The 24,674-nt window shown below is 63.4% G+C and carries 24 protein-coding genes; 13 read left to right on the forward strand and 11 right to left on the reverse strand.

The genetic code is table 11. The annotated features are described in order from the left end of the window. Positions 1-182: 182 nt before the first annotated feature. The gene (locus tag J4E63_RS20765) at positions 183-2,756 is read right to left on the reverse strand and encodes an EAL domain-containing protein (RefSeq protein ID WP_207283188.1); all 2,574 of its coding nucleotides are present in this window, start codon (positions 2,754-2,756) and stop codon (positions 183-185) included. A gap of 338 nt (positions 2,757-3,094) precedes the next feature. On the opposite strand from J4E63_RS20765, the gene J4E63_RS20770 reads away from it, so the two are divergent. From J4E63_RS20770 to J4E63_RS20780, 3 genes are all read left to right on the forward strand, one after another. Continuing rightward, positions 3,095-3,481 (forward strand): EF-hand domain-containing protein, encoded by a 387-nt coding sequence (locus J4E63_RS20770; protein WP_053119671.1) that lies wholly within the window; start codon positions 3,095-3,097, stop codon positions 3,479-3,481. A 126-nt stretch (positions 3,482-3,607) separates the two neighbouring features. Then, entirely contained in the window at positions 3,608-4,453 is an 846-nt protein-coding gene (locus J4E63_RS20775) for a DUF692 domain-containing protein (RefSeq protein WP_207283189.1), read from the forward strand. Continuing rightward, positions 4,446-5,207, forward strand: a complete 762-nt coding sequence (locus tag J4E63_RS20780) for a DUF2063 domain-containing protein (protein WP_207283190.1) — start codon at positions 4,446-4,448, stop codon at positions 5,205-5,207. Before J4E63_RS20775 ends, J4E63_RS20780 begins: the two co-directional genes overlap by 8 nt. A 110-nt stretch (positions 5,208-5,317) precedes the next feature. Here J4E63_RS20780 and J4E63_RS20785 read toward each other — a convergent pair whose 3' ends face one another. Both J4E63_RS20785 and J4E63_RS20790 read right to left on the reverse strand, forming a co-directional pair. After that, a complete protein-coding gene (locus J4E63_RS20785; RefSeq protein WP_207283191.1) occupies positions 5,318-5,824 on the reverse strand; it encodes a DoxX family protein in 507 nt (168 codons plus the stop codon). Between the two features lie 17 nt (positions 5,825-5,841). Continuing rightward, positions 5,842-6,474, reverse strand: a complete 633-nt coding sequence (locus J4E63_RS20790; protein WP_207283192.1) for a ferric reductase-like transmembrane domain-containing protein — start codon at positions 6,472-6,474, stop codon at positions 5,842-5,844. Positions 6,475-6,954: 480 nt separating this feature from the next. Here J4E63_RS20790 and J4E63_RS30950 point away from each other — a divergent pair, with 480 nt between their 5' ends. Then, complete coding sequence (locus J4E63_RS30950; RefSeq protein ID WP_237140769.1) at positions 6,955-7,212, forward strand: transposase; 258 nt, start codon at positions 6,955-6,957, stop codon at positions 7,210-7,212. Next, positions 7,209-8,045 (forward strand): IS3 family transposase, encoded by an 837-nt coding sequence (locus J4E63_RS20795; RefSeq protein ID WP_259333607.1) that lies wholly within the window; start codon positions 7,209-7,211, stop codon positions 8,043-8,045. The genes J4E63_RS30950 and J4E63_RS20795 overlap by 4 nt, the downstream gene beginning before the upstream one ends. Before the next feature lie 131 nt (positions 8,046-8,176). Here J4E63_RS20795 and J4E63_RS20800 read toward each other — a convergent pair whose 3' ends face one another. Beyond that, positions 8,177-9,487 carry an ATP-binding protein gene (locus J4E63_RS20800; RefSeq protein ID WP_207283193.1) on the reverse strand — a complete coding sequence of 437 codons (1,311 nt, stop codon included), beginning with the start codon at positions 9,485-9,487 and terminating at the stop codon, positions 8,177-8,179. Continuing rightward, positions 9,484-10,224, reverse strand: a complete 741-nt coding sequence (locus J4E63_RS20805) for a response regulator (protein ID WP_207283194.1) — start codon at positions 10,222-10,224, stop codon at positions 9,484-9,486. Before J4E63_RS20805 ends, J4E63_RS20800 begins: the two co-directional genes overlap by 4 nt. Positions 10,225-10,449: 225 nt before the next feature. On the opposite strand from J4E63_RS20805, the gene J4E63_RS20810 reads away from it, so the two are divergent. From J4E63_RS20810 to J4E63_RS20820, 3 genes are all read left to right on the forward strand, one after another. Next, a complete protein-coding gene (locus tag J4E63_RS20810; protein WP_207283195.1) occupies positions 10,450-10,713 on the forward strand; it encodes a DUF2790 domain-containing protein in 264 nt (87 codons plus the stop codon). A 169-nt stretch (positions 10,714-10,882) separates the two neighbouring features. Next, the gene (locus J4E63_RS20815) at positions 10,883-12,103 is read left to right on the forward strand and encodes a cytochrome c biogenesis protein DipZ (RefSeq protein ID WP_207283196.1); all 1,221 of its coding nucleotides are present in this window, start codon (positions 10,883-10,885) and stop codon (positions 12,101-12,103) included. Positions 12,104-12,286: 183 nt separating this feature from the next. Next, positions 12,287-12,616, forward strand: a complete 330-nt coding sequence (locus J4E63_RS20820; RefSeq protein ID WP_060743197.1) for a hypothetical protein — start codon at positions 12,287-12,289, stop codon at positions 12,614-12,616. Between the two features lie 3 nt (positions 12,617-12,619). Here J4E63_RS20820 and J4E63_RS20825 read toward each other — a convergent pair whose 3' ends face one another. Beyond that, positions 12,620-14,485 (reverse strand): sigma-54-dependent Fis family transcriptional regulator, encoded by a 1,866-nt coding sequence (locus J4E63_RS20825; RefSeq protein WP_207283197.1) that lies wholly within the window; start codon positions 14,483-14,485, stop codon positions 12,620-12,622. A gap of 343 nt (positions 14,486-14,828) precedes the next feature. Here J4E63_RS20825 and J4E63_RS20830 point away from each other — a divergent pair, with 343 nt between their 5' ends. The 5 genes from J4E63_RS20830 to J4E63_RS20850 all read left to right on the forward strand — a co-directional run bounded on the left by J4E63_RS20830 (position 14,829) and on the right by J4E63_RS20850 (position 20,193). Continuing rightward, positions 14,829-15,902, forward strand: a complete 1,074-nt coding sequence (locus J4E63_RS20830; RefSeq protein ID WP_207283198.1) for an ATP-NAD kinase family protein — start codon at positions 14,829-14,831, stop codon at positions 15,900-15,902. 2 nt (positions 15,903-15,904) lie between these two features. Then, complete coding sequence (locus J4E63_RS20835; protein WP_192261318.1) at positions 15,905-16,882, forward strand: thiamine pyrophosphate-dependent dehydrogenase E1 component subunit alpha; 978 nt, start codon at positions 15,905-15,907, stop codon at positions 16,880-16,882. 36 nt (positions 16,883-16,918) lie between these two features. Further along, positions 16,919-17,935 (forward strand): alpha-ketoacid dehydrogenase subunit beta, encoded by a 1,017-nt coding sequence (locus J4E63_RS20840; protein ID WP_060742039.1) that lies wholly within the window; start codon positions 16,919-16,921, stop codon positions 17,933-17,935. Next, positions 17,935-19,047 (forward strand): acetoin dehydrogenase dihydrolipoyllysine-residue acetyltransferase subunit, encoded by a 1,113-nt coding sequence (locus tag J4E63_RS20845; RefSeq protein ID WP_207283199.1) that lies wholly within the window; start codon positions 17,935-17,937, stop codon positions 19,045-19,047. The genes J4E63_RS20840 and J4E63_RS20845 overlap by 1 nt, the downstream gene beginning before the upstream one ends. 81 nt (positions 19,048-19,128) lie before the next feature. After that, positions 19,129-20,193: a 2,3-butanediol dehydrogenase gene (locus J4E63_RS20850; RefSeq protein ID WP_225613516.1), complete on the forward strand. Its 1,065-nt coding sequence runs from the start codon at positions 19,129-19,131 to the stop codon at positions 20,191-20,193. A gap of 58 nt (positions 20,194-20,251) precedes the next feature. On the opposite strand, the gene J4E63_RS20855 is transcribed toward J4E63_RS20850, so the two are convergent. The 5 genes from J4E63_RS20855 to J4E63_RS20875 form a co-directional block, all read right to left on the reverse strand. Continuing rightward, positions 20,252-20,806 carry a DinB family protein gene (locus tag J4E63_RS20855; protein WP_207283200.1) on the reverse strand — a complete coding sequence of 185 codons (555 nt, stop codon included), beginning with the start codon at positions 20,804-20,806 and terminating at the stop codon, positions 20,252-20,254. A 233-nt stretch (positions 20,807-21,039) separates the two neighbouring features. Continuing rightward, a complete protein-coding gene (locus tag J4E63_RS20860) occupies positions 21,040-21,957 on the reverse strand; it encodes a dihydrodipicolinate synthase family protein (protein ID WP_025213515.1) in 918 nt (305 codons plus the stop codon). 213 nt (positions 21,958-22,170) lie between these two features. After that, a complete protein-coding gene (locus tag J4E63_RS20865) occupies positions 22,171-23,199 on the reverse strand; it encodes a trans-3-hydroxy-L-proline dehydratase (protein ID WP_207283201.1) in 1,029 nt (342 codons plus the stop codon). Positions 23,200-23,307: 108 nt separating this feature from the next. Further along, positions 23,308-24,030: an amino acid ABC transporter ATP-binding protein gene (locus J4E63_RS20870; RefSeq protein WP_058543020.1), complete on the reverse strand. Its 723-nt coding sequence runs from the start codon at positions 24,028-24,030 to the stop codon at positions 23,308-23,310. Beyond that, the gene (locus J4E63_RS20875) at positions 24,023-24,673 is read right to left on the reverse strand and encodes an amino acid ABC transporter permease (protein ID WP_060742045.1); all 651 of its coding nucleotides are present in this window, start codon (positions 24,671-24,673) and stop codon (positions 24,023-24,025) included. Before J4E63_RS20875 ends, J4E63_RS20870 begins: the two co-directional genes overlap by 8 nt. Position 24,674: the final 1 nt, after the last annotated feature.

Raw genomic sequence — 24,674 nt, forward strand, 5'->3', positions numbered from 1 at the left:
GGGCTGGGGTGTTCATGAGTTTTTGCCTGCACCACAGAGCCCATTGTGGGGGCCGGGGTGTTCGTGAGTTTTTGCCTGCACCACAGAGCCCATTGTGGGGGCTGGGGTGTTCATGAGTTTTTGCCTGCACCACAAAGTCCATTGTGGGAGCGAGCTTGCTCGCGATAGCGGTGGGACGTGGGTTACAGCCACCGCGGCGTGGTGAAGAACGAGGCCATTTCCGAGCGGGCCAGTGCCGCGCCGAAGTACGGGCCCTGGACATGGTCGCAGGCCACGTTGCGCAGTTGGCTGAATTGCAGGGCGTTTTCGATGCCTTCGGCGGTGACCATGAGTCCTACGCTGCGGCTCAACCGGATCATCGCCAGGACGCCTTCCTTGTCGTCCTCCAGGCCCAGCTGCGACAGGATGTTGCGATCGAAGCGGATGCCATCGAACGGCTGGTCCAGCACCTCGCGCAGGGAGGCGATGCTGGTGCCGAATTTGTCGATGTTGATCCGCACGCCGAGGTCCTTGAGCGCATGGAGGGTGCTGGCGACGGTCTTGTGGTCGGCCAGCAGGACCCCTTCGGCCACTTCCAGGGTCAGCCGGTGAGCCGCCAGGCCGCTCGCTTCGAGGGCCTCTTGCACCTGGTTGAGCAGGAAGCTGCTGTTGAACCACCGGGGTGAAACCGCGATGGAGACATTGACGGCGCTCGGCCAGGTCGCGGCTTCTTCACAGACATTGATCAACATCCAGGTACCCAGCTCTTCCAGTTGGCCCGAGGTTTCGGCCACCGGTATGAAGTCGGCCCCACCCAGCTCACCTTTCTCGGGATGGTGCCAAAAGGTCTGGGCTTCGAAACCGTGCAGTTGCTCAGCGCTCACGTCGAAGCGAGGCAAGTAGCGCAGTTCCAGTTGGTCCCGCTGCATGGCGTCGCGCAGTTGCTGCTCGTATCGCCGCCGGTCGCGGGCCAGGTTGCCCATGGCTTCCACATACACGCGCCAGGTGTTGCGGCCTCCTGCCTTGGCCGCATACAAGGCGATATCGGCGTGGCGCAACAGTTCATCGGCGCGTTCGTCACCGGGCTGCGCCCAGGCAACGCCGATGCTCACCCCCAGGTACAGCGTATTGCCGTCCAGGTGCATGGGCCGTTGCATGCAATCGATCAGCCGTTCACACAGTTGATCGAGATCGTCGGCGTCGCCGGGGTCGGGCATGACAATGACAAATTCATCACCGCCCAGGCGCGCCACCAGATCGGTGCCACGGACGTTTTGCTGGAGGATATGCGCCACTTCCCTGAGCACTTTATCGCCCACGGCATGGCCCAGGGAGTCGTTGACCGGCTTGAACCGGTCCATGTCCAGGTTCAGCAGCGCCAGAGGCGGGCGATCAGGTCGGTCCAGGTGTTCGCGCAGGCAATCGAACAGGCGGTTGCGGTTGGCCAGCCCGGTCAGCGGATCATGCAAGGAAAGGTGCTTGATCTGGGCCAGCGCCCGCAGCTCGTCGGTGATGTCGGTGGCGGTGCCGCGAAAACCCAGGGTGCCGGCCTCGATGGCCCGTACCGACAGTTTGCAGGTGCGGATGCGCTGGTTGCGCGCGGTGTACTCGCACAGCAGCGGCGCCGAAGAGAGGCTGTTGGCGCCGCCGAGCAGCCATTGGGCAATCGAGATCGAGCCGCCATGGGGGTGGAGCAGCCGTTGCAGAGGTTTGCCCAGCCATTCCGTGGGGCTGAACCCGGTCACTTGTTCGAAGCGCTCCGACAGGTAGGTCAGTGTCCCGGTCGAATCGACCTCCCACAACCAGTCGGATGAGACTTCGGCAATGTCGCGGAAACGTTCTTCACTGCGTTCCAGCGCCTTGCGGTGGGCCAGCAGGCTGGCGTATTGGCTTTCCTGGGCGCGAAGCATCACCAAGGCATGGCGCAGGACGGCCAGCGCCAGGATTCCCAGCACCAGTAACGCCAGGGCCAGCAAAGGCAACAGCCCCTTGCGAAGATCCTGGCCTGGCGTTTGTGGTCGCCAGGCCAGGGCCTCCAGGGTCAGGTTGTCGAGCAGTAGTTGGGCGGTATCGGCTGGGCCTGGTGTCCTGGCGATATGGGCATCGGGCAGGGCGAAGTCCCGCGCCAGGTTTTTCAGGGCGCCGGGGTCCAGGACCTTGACGAAGAGCATCAGGCTGGGCGGGCCGGGAATTTGCGCCACGCTGTTGTCCGTGCCGGTGGTGATGGCGGACACGGCGACGAATGCAGGGGCATCTTCGTGATGCAGCATTTCGACGACCACTTCGTCGTGATGCTCCTCGGTGCTGGCTTTGTTCCACAGGGCGCGCAGATCGCCGGTCAGCCAGGTATCGGCATCGACGTCGCTCATTTGGCCCTCGATCACCGAATAGACGGTCTTGCCGGTCGGGGAAATGACAAACACCGCCTGGTAACCGTAGAGCGAATACACGCTGCTGCCGACGTTTTCCTGGTCATAGGCCCATTCCTTGTCGACCTGGACATGCAGGTGCCGGTAGGCGTCGCTCCACTTGGAATAGTCGCTCAGGTCCCGGCCGATGCCGGTGCGGATCCCCTCGATGGCCCGTTGGGCGAAAAACAGGCTCTGCTCACGGGCGCGTAGGTCCTGGGTACCGGTGATGTTGAGCAACACGGCGATCGCCAGTGCGGACATGACAAACAGCAGGAGCATGATGGCCGGAAAAGTGCGACGGGTGAAGCTACGGGTTGGCGAGCCCGGGGAAAGGACAGTCGAGTCGTTGCCAGCATTTTCAATCATAAAGATAAGTCATCAGCCAAAAAGCGATTTCACCCGCACCTGTTTTGTATCGGCGGATGGGCTGATTTACTTAGTCGTGTTAACGAAGGGGCCGACGGGCTGCGTTGTCTTCGTCATGTTCGGGCGTTGAAGCGTGATGCCCACTCGAGGGTGACATCCCGTTGGGGCGGCATGTATCGCAGTGTGTACCGCACAGGCCTGGATACACCTGCTTGACGAAGGCCCAGGCCGGTGACACAGGCCGGATACACATCGGCGATTAACTACGCCAGCCAGCCGACACCGAGCCTCGGTGCGGGTGACTGGCGCCTTAATCGTCAATCGTCAGAGGAATCCCCATGCTCAACTTCTCCCGCAATTCGTCCCTTGCACTCGGCCTGGCCCTGGTCGGCGGCCTGGGTCTCTCCACGGCGGCTTCGGCCTTGACCATGAACGACCTGGCCCAGGGCTACACCCTGGCGGCAGCCGATACCGTGAAGAAACCCGCCGAAGGCAAGTGCGGCGAAGACAAGTTCGCCAAGACCGACAAAAACCACGATGGCCAGGTTTCGCGGGACGAGTTCATCGCCGCGGCCCCGGAGCGCGCGGCGGAGTTCGACAAGATCGACGCCAACCACGACGGCGGCATCTCGTTGCCGGAAGCCAAGCAATACCTGTCGGCCCAGGCGAAGACCGCGGAAGGCAAATGTGGCGAAGGCAAGTGCGGGGCGGCTATCGAGTCCTGATTCGCCCCGGGTGGTGAGCCTGATGGGTTGATACCAGCTCCTTGGCCACGGGTGTTCGGTTTCCATCGTGGGGTGGGTGTTCGTTCCATGAGGCTCTCCACATCTCGTTTCCCCAGGAGATGTGTCATGTTGAATTTACCTCAACCCTCGGCAGGCCTCGGCCTGCGTCGGGCCTTGCTCGATGAGCTGCGCCAGGCACCGGCCGGGGATTTCGATTTTCTCGAAGTGGCCCCGGAAAACTGGATCGGAATCGGCGGCCCCCATGGGGCCGCCTTGCATTCGCTGGCCGAACGTTATCCGTTGACGTGCCATGGCCTGTCGTTGTCCCTCGGTGGGCCGGCGCCGCTGGACCTGGCATGTCTCGGCCAGGTGCGTGCTTTTCTCGAGCGTTTCAACGTGCCGCTCTACAGCGAGCACTTGAGCTACTGCGGCGATGATGGGCATCTGTATGACCTGTTGCCGCTGCCCTTTACCGAAGAAGCGGTGCATCACGTGGCGGCGCGGATCCGTCAGGCCCAGGATGTGCTGGGGCGGCGCCTGGCGGTGGAAAACGTCTCCTATTACGCCGCCCCCCGACAAGACATGAGCGAGCTGGAATTCACCCGGGCGGTGTTGCGCGAAGCCGATTGCGACCTGTTGCTGGACGTCAACAACGTCTACGTCAACTCGATCAATCACGGTTTCGATCCCCAGGGATTCCTGGCGGGCCTCGAGCCGGAGCGGGTGGTCGCGATGCATGTGGCCGGGCATTACGATGAGTCCGACACGTTGAAAATCGACAGCCATGGCGCACCGGTCCAACCGCAGGTCTGGGCGTTGCTGGCCCAGGCCTACGGGCGTTTCGGCGTGCGGCCGACCTTGCTCGAACGGGACTTCAACTTCCCGCCCTATGCCGCGCTGGTGGCCGAATTGCAGACGATTCGCCAGTTGCAATACCCGGCCGTCCCCCGGCAGGCGGTGAGCCATGGCTGAGGCCCGGCAGACGCTGCACCAGCAGCAACAGGCGCTGACCCGTTACCTGCGCGACCCGGAACACTGCCCGGTTCCGACCGGCATGGACGCGGCGCGGGCGCAGGTGTACCGCGACCTGGTCTTCGAAAACATGCGTTCGCTGCTCAGCGGCACCTTCCCCGTGCTGGTGAGCGTACTGGGGCAGGCTCCCTGGTGTGCCTGCGTGCGCCGGTTCCTGCGCGAACACCGCTGCGTCACGCCCATGTTCGGTAAAATCGCCGAGGAGTTCGTGACCTACCTCGCGGCCCATCCATCGCCGGACTGGCCGCCGTTCGTGGCGGAGTTGGCGCACTATGAGTGGGTCGAGGTGGCGCTGCTGCAATCCGAGGCAGAGCCGTTGCCGAGTCATGACGAGGCCGCCTTGCTCGATCTGCCGCTGCGTGTCTCGCCCCTGGCGTGGCCGCTGGCGTACCAGTGGCCGGTGCATCGCCTGGCCCCGAGCTACCGGCCCTCGACGCCACCTGCCCAGCCGACGCTGTTGCTGGTGCGGCGCACGCCTGGGTTTGAGGTGCGCTTTGCCGAACTCAGCCCGTTGGCCTGGCGCCTTTTGCAGCGCATCGAGGAACATCCCGGGTTGGCGGGGCGAGGGCAGTTGCTGGCGTTGGCGCAGGAGGCGGGGGTGGCTTCGTTCGAGTTCATGGACAGCGCCGTGGCGCTGTTGCGGCGGATGCAGGAGCAAGGGGTTGTTGGCGTGCAGCCACACCCCGTCAATTAAACCCAAACCCTGTGGGAGCGAGCTTGCTCGCGATGGCGGTATGTCAGTCACTGTGAGGTCGACTGACCCACTGCTATCGCGAGCAAGCTCGCTCCCACAAGGGTTTTTGGTCAGGCCTTGCTTGGGTGAGACAGGCTGCTCTTCAGCACGGCATCCACGCTCAGCTTCCCAGCCCCTTGCAGCACCAACGGCAGCAACGCCACCAGGTAGATCAGCGGCAGCTTGAAGTTGCCATGCCCCTTGTTGGTAATCGCATAACCCTGGGCCAGTTCGCTCAAGCTCGACCAGTCCGCCGGCCAGTGCACGGCGGCGGTCGCCACCACGGTGACGACGATCAGCACCAGCGCTGATAGGCGCGTGCCCAAGCCGATCAACAGGGCGATGGCGCCGATCAGTTCGGCCCACATCGCCAGTTCCCAGTTCCACTGGGCCGGCACATGGTCGAAGGGGAACGGGAAGGCCGACTGGATCTCGGCGAACCAGTTCTCGCCATTCCATTTTTCCAGGCCGGATTCGAAAAACTCCCAGGCCAGGAACAGGCGCAGGCCCAGCGGCGCGAGCCAGGCGCCTGCCTGATCGAGATGCAGGTGCAGTGTTTTCAGTACGTTTGAATACATGATCGGCCTCCCTGGGCTCAAGCGTGTTGCGGCCGATGGCGGCGCTGAGTGGCCTGGGCCAGCTTGCCCACCAGGCGGATGGCGCTGGCGGCGCAGATCAGGCCGAACGGCAGCACGTACCAGTCGCTCATGGGAATGCGCTTGAAATTGGAGTAGGCAAAGATCGCCGCGAGCACCCACATACCGGTGACATGCAGGCGCTTCCAGGCCTTGAAGCCGATCAGGCGCGTGGTGCTTTTGAACGAGGTCAGGGCCAGCAGCAGGATGAAGACGTAACCCACGGTGCCCGGCACGTTGCCGAGGGTGGTGCGGCCGGGCCAGAACTCGGTGTTGAGCTGGCCGTAGCTGTAGATCAGCACCGCGTGGACCAGATGGGAGAAGGCAAACGCCAGCCCGATGAAGCGTCGTTCACGCACCAGCGAGCGGCTCAGGGGCGAGGGCACCAGCACCGCGAATGCCGAGGCGGTGAAGGCCAGCAGGAAGAGGAAGAAGGACGAACGAGCCGTGGCGCGAATGGCGCTGCGCACGCCTTCGGTGAGGTCCGGGTTGAGCACCAGGATCAACCCGGTCATCAACAGCACCAGGGCGGCGAGCAGGCTGAACAGCGACCAGCCCTGGAAACGAAGGGGAGATGCAGTTGCGGTAGGCATGTAAAGGCTCCTTGGATGTCGAGGCCCGGTCGTGATGGGCGCCGGGGTACGAGGAGTCTTTCAAACCGGTGTAAGCGGGGTGTGTCCGCAACGCCGTATCGTGCAAGTTTGTGTATGTCCATCATCCGCAGACACACTGACATACAAACCTGCATCCAAATCCAATACCCCACAGGGGGATTGGTAAGGCATCAATCTGTATAACGCCTCGGAACAGTGTGGGAGCGAGCCTGCTCGCGATGGCGTCAGGTCAGTTGAGCCGATGCCTGCAGACACACCGCTATCGCGAGCAAGCTCGCTCCCACAGGGGGACTGGTAAGGCATCAATCTGTGTAGCGCCTTGGAACAGTGTGGGAGCGAGCTTGAACTGGCCTAATGATTTTGGACACTTCAATCGGGCGCTATGATGGCGCCCAAATCTGAGGTGTTTTGGTTATGCGTAAATCTTACTCCAGTGAGTTCAAACTCAAAGCGGCCAGCATGGTGCTGGACGAGGGACAGTCGGTTCCCGAAGTCTGCGCCAGCCTGGATATTGGGCCCACGGCGCTTCGCCGCTGGGTCGATCAGGTTCGCAAGGAACGCTTGGGTTCGACCCCGGTGGGCGCCAAGGCGATTACCGCTGATCAGCGTGAAATTCAGCAGCTCAAAGCGTTGCTCAGGCAAAAAGACCTGGACATTGAAATCCTAAAAAAGGCCAGTGCTCTCCTGCTTTTGGACTCCAAAGATCATTCTCGTTGATCAATGAGCTGGACGAGCAGTACGGCATTAACAATTGCTGTCGGGCGTTTGGAGTCAACCGCAGCAGCTTTTACGCCTGGCGTCAGCGCCAAGGCAAAGTGAAGCCCGAGCGGGAGAAACTTAAAGCCGTGCTGGTCGAGCATCACAAGGAGTCCAGAGCATCCGCGGGGTCTCGCACCCTTTCCAAGGAGCTGCAAGCAAAGGGACATCGTGTCGGGCGGCATATGGCTCGCAGCTTGATGCGCGAAGCCGGTGTTGCCAGTCGTCAGCGCCGGCGGCACAAGTACAAATCTTCCGGCGTGGAAGCGTTGGTGGCGCCGCACGTGCTCAAGCGCAAGTTTGATGTCACGGCGATCAACCAGGTGTGGTGTGGCGATGTGACGTACATCAAGGTCGGCAAGCGCTGGATGTATTTCGCGGCGGTGCTGGATCTGTTTGCTCGCCGGATCGTGGGCTGGTCGTTTTCAATGATTTCCGATGCCTCGCTGACCTGCGAAGCGTTGCGAATGGCGGTGCAATTGCGAGGTTGCCCAAAAGAGGTGCTGTTTCATTCCGATCAAGGCTGCCAATACACCAGCCACAAATTCAGGAATGAAATGCGCAAGCATGGACTCCTGCAAAGCATGAGTCGCAAAGGTGAGTGCTGGGACAACGCCCCGATGGAGCGTTTCTTTGGGAGCCTGAAGTCGGAGTGGGTGCCAGAAGATGGCTACAGCTCGGAGCATGAAGCCCGCGTGGATGTGCAGCGTTATGTGATGCGTTACAACAACGTCAGACTCCATAGCTACAACGACTACCGGTCGCCGGTAGCTATGGAGAAACTGGCAGCATGAAACCGTAACTGGTGTCCAAAATTAGTTGACCAGTTCAGCTTGCTCGCGATGGCGTCAGGTCAGTTGAACGGATGCCGGCTGATACACCGCTATCGCGAGCAAGCTCGCTCCCACAGAGGTTGTTGGTTGTGTCAGCTTGAGAATGCCAGGCGCAGCTCGGCGCATAGGCCGCCGCCGTCGCGGTTGCTCAGGGTCAGTGAGCCGCCCATGGCGATGGCCAGTTGCTGGGCGATGGCCAGGCCCAGGCCGGTGCCACCGGTTTCCCGGTTGCGCGAGCTTTCCACCCGGTAGAACGGCTTGAGCACCTCGGCCAGTTCCAGCTCGCTGATCCCGGGGCCACGGTCCAACACCTGGATCACCAGTTGCCCGTTGGCGGCCGGTTGCACCTGGATCTGCGCCGCGCCGCCGAATTTCAAGGCGTTGTCCACCAGGTTGACCAGCACCCGCCGCAGGGCATGGGGGCGGGTGTCGATGACGGCGGCGTTTTTCCCGGACAGTTGCACGTCCTTGCCGGTGTCCTGGTAGTCGAACACCAGGCTGTCGAGAAACGCATCCAGGCTGATCCGGCAGCTGGCCTCGGTGGCGCCATGGATGCTGCGGGCATAGGCCACGCCTTCACGCACCAAGTGTTCCATTTCGCTCAAGTCGCTCCACAGTTTGTCCCTTTCGATCCCTTCGTCCATGAACTCGGCGCGCAGCTTCATGCGCGTGATGGGCGTCTGCAAGTCATGGGAAATCGCCGCCAGCAACTGCATGCGCTCCTTGAGGTAGGCGGCGATGCGGTCCTGCATGGCATTGAAGGCCTTGGCCGCATGCACCACTTCGGTCGGGCCCTTTTCGTCCAGGCGGACGCTGTGGGCGTTCGGGTCGAGGGTTTCCACCGCCTGGGCCAGCCGGGTCAGGGGGCCGACGGCGATGCGCACGGCCAGCCAGGTGCAGCCGATCAACAGCGCCAACTGCCCCAGCAACACCATCGGCAGCCAGGGGGAGAGGGGCATCATCGCCGGGCGGACGTCGATGGTCAGCGGGCTGCCGTCCCCCAGGCGCAGGAGCGCCTGATAGTGCATTTTCGGCCCGGGAATCTGCTTGAAGGTCAGGCCATAGGCCTGGCCGATGGCTTCCTGGATCGAACTGACCGAGATCGGCGCATCGGCAAGATCCATCGGTTGCCCTGGCTGGCCTTCGTCGAGCAGGTAGCCATAGTTGCGCCGGGCGAGTTTCGGCAGCCAGGCCGGGCGTTCGGCGGCAGGCAGGCGGTCGAGAATGGCGACGGAGGTCGAGACATCGGTTTCCAGGTTGCCGAGCATGGTCGACTTGGCACTCTGATAGCGCTCGTAGTATTGGACACCGAAGGACAGGCCCTGGGCCAGGATCAGGCCGATCAGGAAGATCAGCGACAACCTCGAGGCCAGGGTCCGTGGCCAACGCAGCGGCAGACTCATACCGACGCCTCGAGGATCTCCACCGGCAGCGAGAACACGTAGCCTTCGCTGCGCACGGTCTTGATATAGGCCGGCTCCCGGGCATCGTCCAGCAGGCGCTGGCGCAGGCGACTGACCAGCAAATCGATGGAGCGATCGAACAGGTCGGCGTCCCGGCCCTGGGTGAGGTTAAGCAACTGGTCGCGGTTGAGCACCCGTTGCGGATGGTCGAGGAATACCCGCAACAAACGATATTCGGCGCCGCTCAAGGCAACCATGGTGCCGTCAGTGTCCAGCAGGTGGCGGGCGGTGGTGTCCAGGCGCCAGCGCCCGAATGCCAGCAGGCGACCGCTTTCGGTGACCACCAGGTTGGGCGGCAGCATGCGGGTGCGGCGCAGCACGGCGTTGATCCGCGCCAGCAGCTCACGGGCGGCGAACGGCTTGACCAGGTAATCATCGGCGCCCATCTCCAGGCCGATGATGCGGTCGGTTTCGTCGTTGCGGGCGGTGAGCATCAGCACCGGCGTGGCCTTGTGCTTGCCGGCACGCAGCTCCCGGCACAGCACCAGGCCGTCGTCGCCGGGCATCATGATGTCCAGCACGATCAGGTCCACGGGGGTGGTTTCCAGGAAAACGCGCATCTGCCGGCCATCGGCGACGACGGTGGTGCGCAGGCCATTTTTTTTCAGGTAGTTGCCAACCAGCTCTCTGATCTCGCGATCGTCATCCACTATCAACACGTGATCGACATGATCCATGGTGTCCAGCTCCTCGGCGTTTCGTTGTGAGCAGTCTACAGGCGCCGGTCGGCCTGGCTCGCGGCGGTTTGTATTGCAGTGTATCTGGCGCGCGACGGATACACAGCGATGCAAAAAGCCACGTGGCTCGATACAGACGCGATACCTGCGCGGCATTCAATGGCACCCATCGAGGCAACACAACGCAGCCTCGGCAGATAAACCCCATTGAATCGAGGAATCGCCATGAACACCAAAGCCCTCTACGCCGCCTGCCTTTTCGCCGCGCTGAACATCTGCACCCTGTCGGCCCGGGCCGAAAGCGACGTGCAGGCGCACAGCTACACCTACGGCACCCACCTGGACATCCAGAAGGTGCTTTCCCTTACCGAAGACGCCGAGCCGACCTGCGGCGTGGTCAACGCCCACATGACCTACCTGGATTCGGCAGGCCACGAGCAAGCGCTGGACTATCGCAAGTTTTCCGATAACTGCAGTAACCAGAACTGACCTGCTTTTTGTGGCGAGGGAGCTTGCTCCCGCTGGGGCGCGAAGCGGCCCCTTTATTTTCCTGACGTACCCAGTTGTCAGGTCGATTTCGGGGGCTGCTGCGCAGCCCAGCGGGAGCAAGCTCCCTCGCCACAGGGTCTATGTCAGCCTTTTAGATTGAGGTGTTGCCATGCTTCTGATCGCTTTTCTCGGCGGGATCCTGACGATTCTCAGCCCCTGTATTCTTCCGGTGGTGCCGTTTCTGTTCGCCCGGGCCGGTCGCTCCCGCGGCTCGGTGCTGCTGACCCTCGGCGGCATGGTGCTGACGTTCGCCCTGGTCTCCAGCCTGGCGGTGGTCAGTAGCGAATGGGTGGTGCGCGCCAGCAGCGTCGGCCGGCAAGTCGCCTTGGTGGTGATGGTGGTGTTCGCCTTGTCATTGATCTTCAGCCGGGTCGGCATCTGGCTGGCGCGGCCGCTGGTCAGCCTGGGCAATCGCCTGGACGCCGGGGCCGGGCGGATGGCCGGGCCGGTGGCCTCGGTGCTGGTCGGGGTCGCCACCGGGCTGCTCTGGGCACCGTGCGCCGGGCCGATACTCGGGGTGATCCTGACCGGCGCGATGCTGCAAGGCGCCAGTGCACAAACCAGCCTACTGTTGCTCGCCTACGGCCTGGGCAGTGCCTTGTCCCTGGGCACATTGATCCTGGCCGGGCGTGGGCTGGTCGGGCGCCTGAAACTCTCGCTGCCGATCACCACCTGGTTGCGCCGGGGAACGGGGGCAGTGGTGTTGCTGGCAGCCGTGGCGATTGGCACCGGGGCGGACGATCGGTTGTTGGCGGCGACTTCCTCCCAAGCCTCGGCCACCTTGGAACAAGGCTTGCTGAAGAACGTGCCCAAGGTCATTGACTATGTGGTGAGCAAGGCCGGCGCAAGCTCTATGCCGGCCCTCGAATCCCAGGGCGCCATGCCTGCGCTGGACGGCGCGGTGCAATGGCTGAACTCGCCGCCGCTGAGCAGCGAGTCACTGCGGGGCAAGGTGGTGCTGGTGGACTTCTGGACCTACGACTGCATCAACTGCCAGCACACCTTGCCCTATGTGAACGGTTGGGCGAAGAAGTATGAAAAGGACGGGCTGGTGGTGATCGGTGTCCACACCCCGGAATACGGCTACGAGAAGATCATCGACAACGTACGCGAGCAGGTACGCAAGCTGGACATCCACTACCCGGTGGCGATCGACAATCAGTATGCGATCTGGCGCGCCTTCAACAATCAGTACTGGCCGGCCCATTACTTCATCGATGCCAAGGGGCAGGTGCGCTACAGCCACTTTGGCGAAGGGCGCTACGGCGAGCAGGAGCAGGTGATCCAGCAGTTGCTGCAGGAGGCGAAGGCAAGCCAAGACTTAAATTAAAAACCTTTAATATCAATCTATTGAAATTGCATTCTCTTCTTGTTTCTAGATTGTCGTGCCATTTGGGAACGGATGTCGCAGATGGCGAGGGCAAAGGCACAGGGGCCGCAGGCAAATGCTGGCCCCTTGCTCATTTGCATCCAGTCAAACTTCTTTCCTTTCAGAAAGTTGGGCGACAAACCTATGCGTATTTCTATGTGGGTCGTAACGACGTTTCTCTTGGCCGCCGTCTCGCTTGGAGCCCAGGCCAAGGCGCTGACGCAGAACCAGCAGTCGGTGTGCCGCTGGGGTTCGGACATTGCGGCGGGCGCGCAGGCGTCGAAGCTTTCCGGCGTCAGCCTGTACGGCGCGCGCAAGAAGCTGCAAGTGCGCAAGTTTCCCCGGCCCTGGATGCGCATGACCGCCCTGGGCATTACCGAGCAGACTTACAACAGCGCTTCGCGTCTGAAGCCTGCTGCGGTCAAGCAGACCTACTACGAACAATGTGTCCGTCATGAGCTGGCACGCCGATAGGCCTCAGGCCGGGCTCCGGCCTGGCATCTCGATACCGTGCTGGTGCACCCGCCGATACAGGGTCGCCCGGGAAATGCCCAGGGCCCGGGCGGCGGCGGTGGGTTTCCAGCGGTGGCGCACCAGGGCATCGAGCAGCGCCTGGCGTTCCGGGCTGGCGCTCGGCTGCGGTCCATGATCGGCGGCGTCCGCGCGGTGCAATGACTCGGGCAGGTGGCTGAGTTGGACCACACTGGCTTCGCACACCGCGCAGGCATAGCGCAGCACATGGCGCAACTGGCGGACATTGCCCGGCCAGTGATAACCGAGCAGGCATTCCAGCGCCGCGCTGCTCAGTTGCACTGTCTCCCCACAGAGCGCCGACTCCTCGGCAAGCATTCGATTGATCAGCGCCAGCCGGTCGCTGCGTTCGCGCAACGGCGGTAGCTGGAAACGCGCGCCACCGAGGCGGAAATACAAATCCTCACGAAACTCGCCAGCGGCCACCAGGGTCTCCAGGTCGCGGTGGGTGGCGCAGATCACCTGGATGTCCACGGCCTTGCGGCGGGATGCCCCCAGCGGCGCCACTTCACCCTCGGCCAGCACCCGCAGCAGGCGGGTCTGCAAGGCCAGCGGCATGTCACCGATCTCATCCAGGAACAAGGTGCCGCCATCGGCTTGTTGCAGCAGGCCTTGCATGCCTTTGGCCGAGGCACCGGTGAAGGCGCCGGCGACGTAGCCGAACAATTCGCTTTCGATCAGGCTTTCGGGAATGGCGGCGCAATTCAACGCCACGAAAGGGCGATCATGGCGCTGGCTGGCCTGGTGCAGCTGCCGGGCGAACACTTCCTTGCCGGAGCCGGTTTCGCCCTGGATCAGCACCGGCAGGTTGCGATCCTTGACCCGTACCGCCAGGCGCAGGCTGTCGGTCAGGCGCGGATCGATCTCGGCCGGGGTCATCGCCACCCGCGGACGCGGATTGGCCCGCTGGCGGGGGGCGCTCAAGCGGCCATGCAAAGCGTGATCGAAGAGGCAAAGGCTTTCGTCCCGGGCCCGGTGCAGCCGCTGCTGGTCGAACACCTGACCGATGTGTTGCGGCAACTGTCCGTAATGTTGCAGCAGGTAGTGGCGGGCGGCCGGGTTCAAGGCTTGCAGGCAACCGTCGTCGTCCCAGGCGAACAGGAAGTCCGGCTGGCTGTCGACGTAGCCGGCGTTGCGATGGGCCCGCAGCACCCAGTAGCCCTGGGCACTGCTCATGAAAAACGCCTGCTCGATCTCCCGGGCGCTCTGCACCACCATTTGCCGGATCAGGTGCTGCGAGCGTCGATCATCCGGCGAGCGCACTGCCGAGACGTCCAGCACCCCGAGCAATTCGCCCTGGGGGTCGAAGACCGGTGCGGCGGAGCAGGTCAGGCCAATGAACGCCGCGCGGAAATGGTCGCGCTTGTGCACCGTCACCGGGGCTTTGCCCATGAGCACCGCCGCCACGCCACAGGTGCCTTCTTCACCCTCCGACCAACATGTGCCCAGGTACAGCCCGGCCTTGCGGCAGTCATTGCGGATCGTGGTTTCCACCCGATAGTCGATGGTCTGGCCCTGGGCATCGGTCAAGAGCACGCAGTAGTCGGCATCACGTACCCGGCCATGGAGGCGGGCCACTTCTTCGCTGGCGATATTGAGGAACAGCTCGGAGCGCTCGCGGCATTGCTTGAGCACGTCCTGGGACAGGATGCGCGGGCCCTGCAGCGAACCGGGGTCCAGGTGATGTTGCTCCAGGGAGCGACGCCAGGAGTCGAGGATCAGGTCCGGGACGGGCAGTTGAGGCAATTGCGCCGCGTTTTTCACCACGCGGCTGACGCAATCCACGTGCGCCCGGGAGTGAGCGGAAAGCATAGGGGCCTCCGATTCAGCTTCTTGTCGTTGTGCGCACATTAAGCGCCGTTCGCCGGGTGCAGACAAGCACCGACGGGTTGTTCGGCAGGTGTGAGACGCCACGTCTCAGCGTCTCGCCGCCACCTCGTGCAGGCTGACATGGAGCGTCTCAGCGGGGCTCGCTTGGCCGCATCGAACATCCCGCCTGGACCGCTCTGGCCCGGCTGTCTCCTGGACTTTTCCGGTAACTGGCACCGCCCTTGCTCTACCCCTGGAGCCCGCCTGACGGGTCATCCAATAATAACAACGAGGTGCCTATGTTCTCCTGCCCAGGCCGTTCGCCTGTTTCTCCCGCGGTGGCACCATGAGCCGCCGGCCACTGACCGTGGGCATCATCGCCAACCCCGCATCGGGCCGCGACGTGCGGCGCCTGACCGCCAATGCCGGGCTGTTTTCCAGCACCGACAAGGTCTCGGTGATCCAGCGCCTGCTGGCCGCTTTCGGTGCCACCGGCATCGAGCGGGTGTTGATGCCCACCGACATGATTGGCATGGCCGCCGCCGTGCTGAAGAACAGCCACAGCCGCCAGGCCCGCAGCAGCCACTGGCCGGCCCTGGAGTTCCTCGACCTGACCCTGCGCCAGACCGTCGAAGACACCCGCCAGGCCGCGCGCCTGATGGCCGAGCGCGAGGTGGCGCTGATCGCCGTGCTCGGTGGCGACGGTACCCACAAGGCGGTGGCCGCCGAAGTGGGGGACATCCCGTTGCTGACCCTGTCCACCGGCACCAACAACGCCTTTCCCGAACTGCGCGAAGCCACCAGTGCCGGACTGGCCGGTGGCTTGTACGCCAGTGGCCGGGTCCCGGCCCAGATCGGTTTGCGCCGCAACAAGCGTTTGCTGGTTTGCGACGCCAGACGTGGCCTGCGCGAAGTCGCCTTGGTGGACGTCGCCGTGTCGCCCCTGCGGTTTGTCGGCGCCCGGGCTATCAGTCGGGCACAGGACCTGGCCGAAGTGTTCGTGACCTTCGCCGAGCCGCAGTCCATCGGCCTGTCGGCGCTATGCGGCTTGTGGTTGCCGGTGTCACGCCAGGCACCGGGTGGCGCCTGGATGCGCCTGGACCCGCAATCCCCCGAAGCGTTGCTGGTGCCGCTCGCGCCGGGCCTGTTGCAGGGCTGTGGCGTGCTCGCCGCCGGCCCCCTGGAACCCGGTGTCGCCCACGGCCTGTCGCTCTCCAGCGGCACCCTGGCCTTGGACGGCGAGCGGGAAATCGAATTCAACGTTCATGACCGGCCCACGGTCACCCTCGATGCCGGCGGTCCACTGAGCATCGATGTCAACGCGGTGCTGGCCTACGCCGCGCAACAACGTTTGCTGGCCATCGGCCGCGAACACCCGCAACACCCTCTGAATCTTCAAGAAGACACCCCAGGAGAATAAAAATGTCGACACCGCTCACCCACGATCAACTGCTGCACGCCTATCAGGTGATGCGCACCATCCGCGCCTTCGAAGAGCGCCTGCACGTGGAGTTCGCCACGGGTGAAATCCCCGGGTTCGTCCACCTGTATGCCGGCGAAGAAGCCTCGGCCGCAGGCGTCATGGCCCACCTGGGCGATGACGATTGCATTGCCTCCAACCACCGTGGCCATGGCCATTGCATCGCCAAGGGCGTGGACGTCTACGGCATGATGGCCGAGATCTACGGCAAGAAAACCGGCGTTTGCCAAGGCAAGGGCGGCTCGATGCACATCGCTGACTTCGAGAAAGGCATGCTCGGCGCCAATGGCATTGTCGGCGCCGGCGCGCCCTTGGTGGTCGGCGCGGCTTTGGCGGCCCGGCTCAAGGGCACCGACAGCGTCGCCGTGGTGTTTTTCGGCGACGGCGGCTCCAACGAGGGCGCGGTGTTCGAAGCCATGAACATGGCCTCGGTGTGGAACCTGCCGTGCCTGTTCGTCGCGGAAAACAACGGCTACGCCGAAGCCACCGCGTCCAATTGGTCGGTGGCCTGCGATCACATCGCCGACCGCGCGGCCGGGTTCGGCATGCCCGGTGTGACTGTCGACGGCTTCGACTTCTTTGCCGTGCATGAAGCCGCCGGGGCTGCCGTCGAACGCGCCCGTGCCGGGGAGGGGCCGTCGCTGATCGAGGTCAAGCTGACCCGCTACTACGGCCACTTCGAGGGCGACGCCCAGACCTACCGGGCTCCCGACGAGGTCAAGCACTTCCGTGAAAACCAGGACTGCCTGATGCAGTTCCGCGAGCGCACCACCCGGGCCGGCTTGCTCACCGTCGAGCAGTTGGACCAGATCGACAAGGAAGTGGACCTGCTGATTGAAAACGCCGTGTACAAGGCCAAGTCCGATCCCAAGCCTTCCTCGGCGGACCTGCTGACCGACGTCTACGTCAGCTACCCCTGAACGCCCTCCTGAACAACAAGAATAGAGAACTCCATCATGGCGAGAAAAATCAGCTATCAGCAGGCAATCAACGAAGCGCTGGCCCAGGAGATGCGCCGGGACTCAAGCGTGTTCATCATGGGTGAGGACGTGGCCGGTGGCGCTGGCGCACCCGGTGAAAACGACGCCTGGGGCGGTGTACTTGGGGTGACCAAGGGCCTTTACGACCAGTTCCCCGGGCGCGTGCTGGACACGCCGCTCTCGGAAATCGGTTACGTCGGTGCGGCGGTCGGGGCCGCCACCTGCGGCGTACGCCCGGTGTGCGAACTGATGTTCGTCGACTTTGCCGGGTGCTGCCTGGACCAGATCCTCAACCAGGCGGCGAAGTTTCGCTACATGTTCGGCGGCAAGGCCTCCACGCCCCTGGTGATCCGCACCATGGTCGGCGCCGGCTTGCGCGCCGCGGCCCAGCATTCGCAGATGCTCACGTCCTTGTGGACACACATTCCGGGGCTGAAAGTGGTCTGCCCGTCATCGCCTTACGACGCCAAGGGCCTGCTGATCCAGGCGATCCGCGACAACGACCCGGTGATCTTCTGCGAGCACAAGTTGCTCTACAGCATGCAGGGCGAAGTGCCGGAAGAGCTCTACACCATCCCCTTTGGCGAGGCCAACTTCCTGCGCGACGGCAAGGACGTGACCCTCGTGTCGTACGGACGCATGGTCAACACCGCGATGGACGCCGCCCGCAGCCTGGCCGGGCGCGGTATCGACTGCGAAGTCATCGACCTGCGCACCACCAGCCCGATGGACGAGGACAGCATCCTCGAAAGCGTGGAGAAGACCGGGCGCCTGGTGGTGATCGACGAGGCCAACCCGCGCTGTTCCATGGCCACCGATGTTTCCGCGCTGGTGGCGCAAAAGGCCTTCGGCGCGCTCAAGGCCCCGATCGAAATGGTCACCGCGCCGCACACGCCGGTGCCGTTCTCCGATGCCCTGGAAGACCTGTACATCCCTGACGCGGCGAAGATCGAGCAAGCCGTGCTCAACGTGATCGAGTGGAGCAAGCGCTGATGAGCCAGATTCATACCTTGACCATGCCCAAGTGGGGCCTGTCGATGACCGAGGGCCGGGTCGATGCCTGGCTCAAGGAGGAGGGCCAGGCCATCACCAAGGGCGAGGAAGTGATGGACGTCGAGACGGACAAGATCTCCAGCAGCGTCGAGGCGCCGTTCTCCGGAATCCTGCGCCGGCAGGTTGCCCGCCAGGACGAAACCCTGGCGGTCGGCGCCTTGCTTGGCATCGTCGTCGACGGCGAGGCCAGCGACGCCGAGATCGACGCGGTCATCGAGCAGTTCCAGTCCAACTTCGTGCCCGGTGACGCAGCCGATGAGGACAGCGGCCCGACACCGCAGAAAGTCGAGTTGGACGGGCGGGTGATTCGCTATTTCGAACGCGGCGAGGGCGGCGTGCCGTTGGTGCTGGTGCACGGTTTCGGCGGCGACCTGAACAATTGGCTGTTTAACCATGAAGCACTGGCCGTCGGGCGTCGGGTCATTGCCCTGGACCTGCCGGGCCATGGCGAATCTTCGAAAACCCTGCAACGCGGCGACCTGGACGAGCTGAGCGGCGTGGTGCTGGCCTTGCTCGATCACCTGGACATCAACGCTGTGCATCTGGTGGGGCATTCCATGGGTGGGGCGGTTTCGCTGAATGCCGCGCGCCTGATGCCCCAGCGTGTACGGTCGCTGACTTTGATCGGCAGCGCCGGGCTGGGCGCGCAGATCAACGGCGGCTACCTGCAAGGTTTCGTCGAAGCGGCCAACCGCAACGCCCTCAAGCCGCCACTGGTGCAACTGTTCTCCAATGCCGAGCTGGTCACGCGGCAGATGCTCGACGACATGCTCAAGTACAAGCGCCTGGAAGGCGTGGACGCCGCCCTGCGGCAACTGTCGGCGACGCTGTTCGCCGACGGCCGCCAGCAGGTGGACCTGCGCGATGTGGTGCAGGCCGGTCACGTACCGACCCTGGTGATCTGGGGCAGCGACGACGCAATCATCCCGGCGGCCCACAGCGAAGGGCTGGATGCCCAGGTCGAAGTGCTCCCCGGCCAGGGCCACATGGTGCAGATGGAAGCGGCCGAGCAGGTCAATCGATCGATTCTCGAGTTCATCGCACGGCACTGACCAAGCGGGCGGCGATGAATCGCCGCCCCATAAAATCCTCTGGAGGCAACTATGAACGTTTCAATCAAGCCAACCCGCAGCATGCGCGCCGCCGTCTGGCATGGCCGCAACGACATTCGCGTCGAAGACGTGCCACTGCCTGTTTCGCCGCCGGCCGGTTGGGTGCAGATCCGCGTGCAATGGTGCGGCATCTGCGGCTCGGACCTGCATGAATACGTGGCCGGGCCGGTGTTCATCCCGGTGGACGCGCCGCACCCGCTGACCGGGATCAAGGGCCAATGCATCCTCGGCCATGAGTTCTGCGGCGAAATCGTCGAACTGGGTGCCGGCGTCGAGGGTTTTAGTGTCGGCGAACCGGTGGCGGCCGATGCCTGCCAGCACTGCGGCACTTGCTACTACTGCACCCACGGGCTCTACAACATCTGCGAGAACCTGGCCTTCACCGGGCTGATGAACAACGGCGCGTTCGCTGAGCTGGTCAACGTGCCGGCGAACCTGCTCTACAAACTGCCTGCCGACTTTCCGACCGAGGCCGGTGCGTTGATCGAGCCGCTGGCGGTGGGCATGCATGCGGTGAAAAAGGCCGGCAGCCTGCTGGGTCAGAACGTGGTGGTGGTCGGCGCTGGAACCATCGGCCTGTGCACCATCATGTGCGCCAGGGCGGCCGGTGCGGCCCAGGTGATTGCCCTGGAAATGTCTGGAGCCCGCAAGGCCAAGGCCCTGGAAGTCGGCGCCAGCCATGTGATCGATCCGAACGAGTGCGACGCCCTGGCCGAAGTCCGCCGCCTGACCGCTGGCCTGGGGGCCGATGTCAGTTTCGAATGCATTGGCAACAAGCACACCGCCAAGTTTGCCATCGACCTGATCCGCAAAGCCGGCAAATGCGTGTTGGTGGGCATTTTCGAGGAGCCGAGCGAGTTCAACTTCTTTGAACTGGTCTCCACCGAGAAGCAAGTGCTTGGCGCGCTGGCTTACAACGGTGAGTTCGCCGATGTGATTGCCTTCATCGCCGACGGACGCCTGGACATCTCGCCGCTGGTGACCGGGCGCATCCAGTTGGAGGAGATCGTCGGGCAAGGTTTCGAGGAACTGGTGAACAACAAGGAGCACAACGTGAAGATCATCGTGTCCCCCGCACGGATCTGATAGCGCCCGGGTGGGCGATGGCCGGCAGCGGCCGTCGCCTTTTTTTCGGCGTAGCGCTTCAGTCGGGCCGATAGTCTCGCCAGACAGTTGCTTCGTTGAGTTGCAGTGTTTGTTCTTCTTGCTGCCGAAACCTACGGTCGCAGTCGAGGAAAAACTCATCGAGCTGCGGTGGCTTGACACCCGCGCCGCTGAGCATCGAATGCACCTGGCCGCGGTGATGGATCTGATGTTCGAACAGGTGCAACAGCAGTCGGTCGATTCGTTCAAGCACCACACCGTCGGCACGCACCAGGTCGACGCAGCGGGCGAGGTCTTTTTCTCGCAGTGATTCGCAGAAGGCCACAAGCCGCTGGTCGGTTTGAGCCTGGCTCTGCATGAGCTGGGCAAAGGGCAGGATCTCGGAGAAATCCTTTATCTGGCCGTCCCGGTCACCTTCCAGGGCGGTGAGGTAATAGCGGTCCACTTCCAGGATGTGGCAAAGCGTGGTTTGGATGGACGGGAAGAACCCCGTGCGCGGCGCGGCGTAGTCAGCCTCGCTCAACTGCGCGCAGGCGCCGAGCAGCCTGTGGTTGGCCCATCGGTTGTTCAGGGCCTGGGCCAGGAAATAGTTCATGGGCGGTCTCCCTGTTGTGTCCGCCACAGACAGTGTGGGAGCGAGCTTGCTCGCGATGAAGGCGGCACATTCAGCATAGTCGCTTCAGGCAGACCGCTATCGCGAGCAAGCTCGCTCCCACCATTTGAATCCCATGGGCTCACTATCGCGTACTCACCACAAATCCCTGTGGGAGCGAGCTTGCTCGCGATGGCGGCGTCCCAGTCACCGCCAGTTGGCGCCATGCCTTGGGGTCAAAGCCCCACATCCGGCAACGCCGGCCGATTGGCCATGGCCTTGGCCATGATCTGCTCCACATACACTCGGTCTTCCTCTGGCAAGGCCAGGCGCGGTGGGCGGGTGAGGGCGCTGCCGCGGCCGGCGATGGCTTCGCACAGCTTGATGCATTGCACCAGATCGGCGCGGGCGTCCAGGTGCAGGATCGGCATCAACCATTCGTAGATCGGCATCGCTTCGGCGAACCGTCCGGCGCGGGCCAGGCGGAAAATGGTCTCGCCTTCCTTCGGGAACACGTTGGACATGCCCGAGACCCAACCTTCGGCGCCCACGGCAAGGCTTTCCAGTACCACGTCATCGAGGCCTGCGAACAACACAAAGCGATCGCCGACTTCGTTGCGCACGTCGATGAAGCGCCGGGTGTCGCCGGAGGAGTCCTTGAAACACACCACGTTGTCGCAATCGGCCAGGGAAATCAGGATGTCCGGGGTCACGTCATTCTTGTAGATCGGCGGGTTGTTGTAGACCATCAGCGGCACATCGGCGTGGCGGGCCACGTAGCGGAAATGCTCGGCGGTCTCGAAGGGTTTGGAGCCGTAGACCAGCGCCGGCATCAGCATCACCCCGTCGACGCCTACCTTGCGCACCGCGTTGGCGACCTTGGCGGCCTGCACGCTGGTGAACTCGGCCACGCCGCAAATCACTGGCACGCGGCCACGGGAGGCGTCCACCGCGACTTCGGTCACGGCGATTTTTTCCTCGGCGCTCAGGGAGGTGTTTTCCCCCACCGAACCGCAGACCACCAGGCCGGAAACACCGTCACGGATGACGTTGGAAATCACTTGGTGGGTTTTTTCCAGGTTGATGGAAAAGTCATCGTTGAATTGAGTGGTGACGGCAGGGAACACGCCGCTCCAGTTGATGCGTTTGCTCATGGGTTGTCTCCGGTGGTTAATGGTATTTCGTATACGCGAATAAAGTTGAGTCGAATACAGAGCTTTTGTGGCGAGGGAGCTTGCTCCCGCTGGGCTGCGAAGCGGCCCCAATAACGACCTGGCAACTCGGTGTGTCAGGCAAATCCAGAGGGCCGCTTCGCGACCCAGCGGGAGCAAGCTCCCTCGCCACAGGGGATGTGCAAAGTGCAAAATTCATGCGCCAGGCCAGGTGTCGGAAAGCCGATAGCCCTGGGGCCACGGGTCGGCCGGGTCGAGCAACAACTGATGAGTCCCGGTGATCCACGCCCGTCCGGCGATGCATGGGTAAATCGCCGGGCGTCCGGCCACGTCGGTCAGTGAGTCGATGCGGCAGTGGAATTCGGAGCCGATGATCGAGCGGCCGATAAACCGCTCGCCCACCTGCATCAAGCCCTTGGCGTGCAACACCGCCATGCGTGCCGAGCAACCGGTGCCGGTGGGGGAACGGTCGATCTTGCCGGGCTGGATCACCACGGCGTTGGCGCCAGTGGCGATCCCATTCTCCTGGGCGATGGGCGCGGCGATCTGGCAGAACGAGATGTGCGACCAATCAGGATTCAACGGGTGCACGAAGCCCAGTTGTTCGTTGGCGGCGCGGGTGATCTTCAAGCCCACGGCCACCAGCTCGGCGGCTTCCTCGGGGCGAATGGCAAAACCCAGGCGTTGGGCGTCGACGATGACAAAGCTGTCGCCGCCATAAGCGGTGTCCACCTGCAGGGAGCCCAGGCCTTCGACTTCGATCCAGGCATCGAGGCGGTCGGCGAAGGAGGGCACGTTCTTGATCTCGACCCGTTGCACCTTGCCGTCGCGGCAGTCGGCCACCGCCTCGATCAGGCCGCCCGGGGCCTCCAGTACCAGGCGGGTCTGGGGCTCGGTCATCGGCAGGATGCCGCTGTCCAGCAACACGGTGGCGACGCACAGCGAGTTGGAGCCGGACATCGGCGGGGTGTCGGCCGGTTCCATGATGATCCAGGCCATTTGCGCCCGTGGGTCCTTGGCCGGCACCAGCAGGTTGACGTGACGGAACACACCGCCACGGGGCTCGTTGAGGACGAAGTTGCGCAGGGTCTGGTCCTGGGCGATCCAGCGTGACTGCTCCCACACCGTGGCACCGGGTGGTGGCGCGACACCGCCGACGATCACATCGCCGACTTCGCCTTCGGCGTGGCAACTGACTACATGGATGATTTTGGATGAGCGCATGAGTCAAATCCTTGGGTTGTCTGGTCGGGCCTCATCGGGAGCAAGCTCGCTCCCACATTGAAATGCGTTCCCCTGTGGGAGCGAGCTTGCTCGCGATAGGGCCCTCCGTTATTTCACCGACTTGAGAAACGCCGCCGTCTCCGGCTGCACCGGGTTGCCGATCACCTGGTCCGGCGGGCCGATCTCATGGACCCGCCCATTGCAAAAGAACGCCACGCGGTCGGACACGTCCCGGGCGAAGCGGATCTCATGGGTCACCAGCACCATGGTCATGCCGTCTTCGGCGAGCATGCGCATGGTGTCCAGCACTTCGCCCACCAGTTGCGGATCCAGGGCCGAGGTGGCTTCGTCGAAGAGCATGTAGTCCGGCGACATCGCCAGCGCCCTGGCGATCGCCATGCGCTGCTGCTGGCCGCCGGAAAGCTTGCCGGGGAAGGCCTTGAGCTTGTCCCCCAGGCCCACATGTTCAAGCTGCTGCACCGCCAGCGCCTCGGCGTCCTGCCGGCTCTTGCCGAGCACCTTGCGCGGGGCCAGCATCACGTTTTCCAGCACGGTCAGGTGGGGAAAGGCATTCCATTGCTGGAAGACGATGCCGATCTTCTGCCGCAAGCGATTGAGATCAGTGGCCCGGTCATGAACCTCGATGCCGTCCACGCGGATGCTGCCTTTCTGGATCGGCTCCAGGCCGTTGATGCACATCAGCAGGGTCGACTTGCCAGAGCCGGAACCGCCGATGATCGACACCACTTCGCCCTTGTCCACCGTCAGGCTCACACCCTTGACCACTTCCAGGTCACCGAAGGATTTGTGTACGTTTTCGATCTCAATCATTTTCCTGCCACCTTCTTTCCAGGCGTGCGCCGAGGCGGGCGACCACCAGGCTCATGACGTAGTAAATGAGGCCCGCGATGCACAGCACCAGCAGGGGTTCCTGAATGCGCGTGACGATGGTTTGCGACGCCCGCAGCAATTCGACGATGCCGATCCACATCACCAGCGCGGTGTCCTTCATCACGCCCAGCACCAGGTTCAGCCAGCCGGGAAAGGCCACCCGCGTGGCAATCGGCAGGACGATGAAGCGCAGATCCTGCACATAGCTCAGGCCCAGCGACCGGCTGGCCCGGCGGGTGCTCAACGGCACCGCCAGCACGCCACCGCGGACGATCTCGGTGAAGTACGCCGCGGCGTAGATCCCGAGGACGATGCAGCCGACGGCAAAGGCGCTGAGGTTCAGGCCGGCGATGCTCTTGAGGGAGTTGAACAGCACGAACTGGATCAGCAGCGGCACACTGCGAAACACGTCCAGCAACCAGGCCAGTGGCAGGCTGGCCCGCGGCAGCAGCGCCCGCAACAGGCCGAACAACAACCCGGCGAAGGTGCCCAGCAGGATCGACCACACGGTCAGTTGCAGCGTGACCCAGGCCCCCTCGAGCAAATACAGCAGGTCGTTGACGCTGAGGCTTGTAGAAAACATG

The organism is Pseudomonas sp. FW300-N2F2, from assembly GCF_017351655.1.
GTDB classification, from domain to species: Bacteria; Pseudomonadota; Gammaproteobacteria; order Pseudomonadales; family Pseudomonadaceae; genus Aquipseudomonas; species Aquipseudomonas fluorescens_AA.

Excerpts from the sequence above, each read along its gene's own strand:
- J4E63_RS20765 (WP_207283188.1), bottom strand. The coding sequence starts at position 2,756 with ATGATTGAAAATGCTGGCAACGACTCGACTGTCCTTTCCCCGGGCTCG.
- J4E63_RS20770 (WP_053119671.1), top strand. The coding sequence starts at position 3,095 with ATGCTCAACTTCTCCCGCAATTCGTCCCTTGCACTCGGCCTGGCCCTG.
- J4E63_RS20775 (WP_207283189.1), top strand. The coding sequence starts at position 3,608 with ATGTTGAATTTACCTCAACCCTCGGCAGGCCTCGGCCTGCGTCGGGCC.
- J4E63_RS20780 (WP_207283190.1), top strand. The coding sequence starts at position 4,446 with ATGGCTGAGGCCCGGCAGACGCTGCACCAGCAGCAACAGGCGCTGACC.
- J4E63_RS20785 (WP_207283191.1), bottom strand. The coding sequence starts at position 5,824 with ATGTATTCAAACGTACTGAAAACACTGCACCTGCATCTCGATCAGGCA.
- J4E63_RS20790 (WP_207283192.1), bottom strand. The coding sequence starts at position 6,474 with ATGCCTACCGCAACTGCATCTCCCCTTCGTTTCCAGGGCTGGTCGCTG.
- J4E63_RS30950 (WP_237140769.1), top strand. The coding sequence starts at position 6,955 with ATGGTGCTGGACGAGGGACAGTCGGTTCCCGAAGTCTGCGCCAGCCTG.
- J4E63_RS20800 (WP_207283193.1), bottom strand. The coding sequence starts at position 9,487 with ATGAGTCTGCCGCTGCGTTGGCCACGGACCCTGGCCTCGAGGTTGTCG.
- J4E63_RS20805 (WP_207283194.1), bottom strand. The coding sequence starts at position 10,224 with ATGGATCATGTCGATCACGTGTTGATAGTGGATGACGATCGCGAGATC.
- J4E63_RS20810 (WP_207283195.1), top strand. The coding sequence starts at position 10,450 with ATGAACACCAAAGCCCTCTACGCCGCCTGCCTTTTCGCCGCGCTGAAC.
- J4E63_RS20815 (WP_207283196.1), top strand. The coding sequence starts at position 10,883 with ATGCTTCTGATCGCTTTTCTCGGCGGGATCCTGACGATTCTCAGCCCC.
- J4E63_RS20820 (WP_060743197.1), top strand. The coding sequence starts at position 12,287 with ATGCGTATTTCTATGTGGGTCGTAACGACGTTTCTCTTGGCCGCCGTC.
- J4E63_RS20825 (WP_207283197.1), bottom strand. The coding sequence starts at position 14,485 with ATGCTTTCCGCTCACTCCCGGGCGCACGTGGATTGCGTCAGCCGCGTG.
- J4E63_RS20830 (WP_207283198.1), top strand. The coding sequence starts at position 14,829 with ATGAGCCGCCGGCCACTGACCGTGGGCATCATCGCCAACCCCGCATCG.
- J4E63_RS20835 (WP_192261318.1), top strand. The coding sequence starts at position 15,905 with ATGTCGACACCGCTCACCCACGATCAACTGCTGCACGCCTATCAGGTG.
- J4E63_RS20840 (WP_060742039.1), top strand. The coding sequence starts at position 16,919 with ATGGCGAGAAAAATCAGCTATCAGCAGGCAATCAACGAAGCGCTGGCC.
- J4E63_RS20845 (WP_207283199.1), top strand. The coding sequence starts at position 17,935 with ATGAGCCAGATTCATACCTTGACCATGCCCAAGTGGGGCCTGTCGATG.
- J4E63_RS20850 (WP_225613516.1), top strand. The coding sequence starts at position 19,129 with ATGCGCGCCGCCGTCTGGCATGGCCGCAACGACATTCGCGTCGAAGAC.
- J4E63_RS20855 (WP_207283200.1), bottom strand. The coding sequence starts at position 20,806 with ATGAACTATTTCCTGGCCCAGGCCCTGAACAACCGATGGGCCAACCAC.
- J4E63_RS20860 (WP_025213515.1), bottom strand. The coding sequence starts at position 21,957 with ATGAGCAAACGCATCAACTGGAGCGGCGTGTTCCCTGCCGTCACCACT.
- J4E63_RS20865 (WP_207283201.1), bottom strand. The coding sequence starts at position 23,199 with ATGCGCTCATCCAAAATCATCCATGTAGTCAGTTGCCACGCCGAAGGC.
- J4E63_RS20870 (WP_058543020.1), bottom strand. The coding sequence starts at position 24,030 with ATGATTGAGATCGAAAACGTACACAAATCCTTCGGTGACCTGGAAGTG.
- J4E63_RS20875 (WP_060742045.1), bottom strand. The coding sequence starts at position 24,673 with ATGTTTTCTACAAGCCTCAGCGTCAACGACCTGCTGTATTTGCTCGAG.